The sequence below is a fragment of the Alicyclobacillus acidiphilus NBRC 100859 genome, from assembly GCF_001544355.1.
GTDB lineage: Bacteria > Bacillota > Bacilli > Alicyclobacillales > Alicyclobacillaceae > Alicyclobacillus > Alicyclobacillus acidiphilus.
This window is the reverse complement of the sequence record NZ_BCQI01000130.1, coordinates 1-2,073: the sequence shown is the minus strand read 5'-3', so window position 1 is coordinate 2,073 and position 2,073 is coordinate 1. Positions and strand designations below refer to the sequence as shown.

The 2,073-nt window shown below is 52.8% G+C and carries 1 protein-coding gene and 1 CRISPR repeat array; the gene reads left to right on the top strand.

The annotated features are described in order from the left end of the window. The coding region (locus AAC01S_RS18345) for a transposase (RefSeq protein WP_067625939.1) at window positions 1-1,312 on the top strand (1,312 nt) is incomplete at its 5' end. A 311-nt stretch (window positions 1,313-1,623) separates the two neighbouring features. Next, window positions 1,624-2,032: a CRISPR direct-repeat array (repeat unit 37 nt; unit sequence GCTTCAATGGAGCCGCAGGCGATCCCTGCGGAGTTAC). Window positions 2,033-2,073 lie beyond the last annotated feature (41 nt).

Here is a 2,073-nt window from a genome sequence, read left to right as displayed (position 1 = left end):
TTATTCACCTCGTGGTCCAGAATCCACCGACCCTGCCAAACTGTTACGTTCGTATCTGCTTATGCTCCAAGTCGGTCAACCCTCCATTACCGATTGGGTCGATGACCTTCGCCGAGTTCCGCTTTATGCGGTTCTCAGTGGATTTGAGTACGGCAATACGCCTGGTGTTGGCACATTCTATGACTTCTTCAAGCGGCTGTGGAATTGTGATTCCATCAACGTATCGCCGAGAAGAAAGCTGAAACGACACAAGCCAAAGCGTGGCAAGAAGAAAGGAGAGAAGGCACCAACCACCACGTCCAACAAGATTGGCAAACTGATCGCCCAGTTGCAAAAGCGTCCGCTTGTTGAATCCCAGCCTTTTGACACGTTGCTCAGTATCTTTCAGGGACAGTTCCTAGCTGTATCCGCCAAGCTGGGGATTCTCGGTGACACGCACAACCTTGTCATCGCCGGGGATGGAACCCCCGTACAGACGTCTGCGCAGCCACGTAGCAAACGGATGTGCGCCTGCCGTGAACAAGGAATCGAACACTGCTCATGCCACCGTCAGTTCTCACAACCGGACTGTGACATCGGCTGGGACAGTCATCGAAGCCGTTACTTCTTCGGCTATCACCTTTACATGCTCGTCGCAGCCGATAGTCCTTACGACTTACCGATCTACCCCAGGCTTCAGCGAGCCTCTCGACATGATGCTACATCGTGGGTTGTCAGCGCTCATGAGTTCACAAATCGCTTCCCTGACTATACGTGGGCGAGTGTCATTCTCGACGCTGCACACGATGCAATGCCCATCTATGAGTACCTGAAATCCCAGCGTGTCACACCATTCATTGACATGAACCAACGAAGGACTGGCCACAAGCAGTACAAAGACGACATCATGATCTCCGACAACGGGATTCCGATTTGTAGCCGTGAGCTAGAAATGAAGGACGACGGATACGACCACACTCGAGGCCGCCGCAAGTATCGCTGTCCTCTCGTTACGAAGGGGGTGGTGACCTGCGACACGCCCTGTTCCGATTCGCCCTACGGGCGGTGCGTGTACACATACACCAAGGATAATCCTCGCTTGTTCCCACCCGTCGCCCGTCACAGCGACGAATGGGCCAGTGTCTACAAACGTAGAACCACCTGCGAACGGAGTAACAAGCGAGAAAAAGAGGATTACCATCTCGAAGCTGCCAAGCATCGCAGCACCATGATGTGGACCATCCGCATCTATGGCATTGCCATGTGCCAACACATGGATGCTTGGTACCAAGAGAGCAAACTCGACCTGAAGTCGATGCTCCTGCCAGCTTGAGACTACCCCAATCATACCATCTCCAGCGATGACTTTTGAACAAACGGATCGTCGTCGCTTTGTTTGCTATACCCTTTTTCAAGGAACGGACTTAAAACAACTCAATCCCCAGTGATTTTACGGAATTTTCCCCAGCCTATGTCATTTTCCTACACCTCAATGCCGAGAGGCTATGATAAATCAAAAGATAGTCTAATGGAAAACCGCAGCATCCTGCTGTACTTCGAGAGCAGAGCGAGTTGAAATGAAGTTGCAGGTGATCGCCGCAGAGTCATGACCTGACTGTATCCCAAAGAACGCGTCGCTCCATGCCTTCGATAGATCTGCAGGCGATCCCTGCGGAGTTACCAAGTAAAGAGCACAGCGTCTCGCCTGTTCTTCTTGCTTCAATGGAGCCGCAGGCGATCCCTGCGGAGTTACGTTATGGTTTTCCCATAGCATACTCGCTTGCCCGTAGGGAGGCTTCAATGGAGCCGCAGGCGATCCCTGCGGAGTTACGATGTACGAACTCGCGCTCATCGCACGACGCGTAGACGCTTCAATGGAGCCGCAGGCGATCCCTGCGGAGTTACACTGCGTTGGCTGAAAATTGGACGGTCGAAAGATGGAAGCTTCAATGGAGCCGCAGGCGATCCCTGCGGAGTTACTTCCATCAGTTTTCGGACCAACTCATCTTGTTCTTCGCTTCAATGGAGCCGCAGGCGATCCCTGCGGAGTTACCGGCCATGCATGCTGCTCTCCGAATTTTCGGAGGTTGGCTT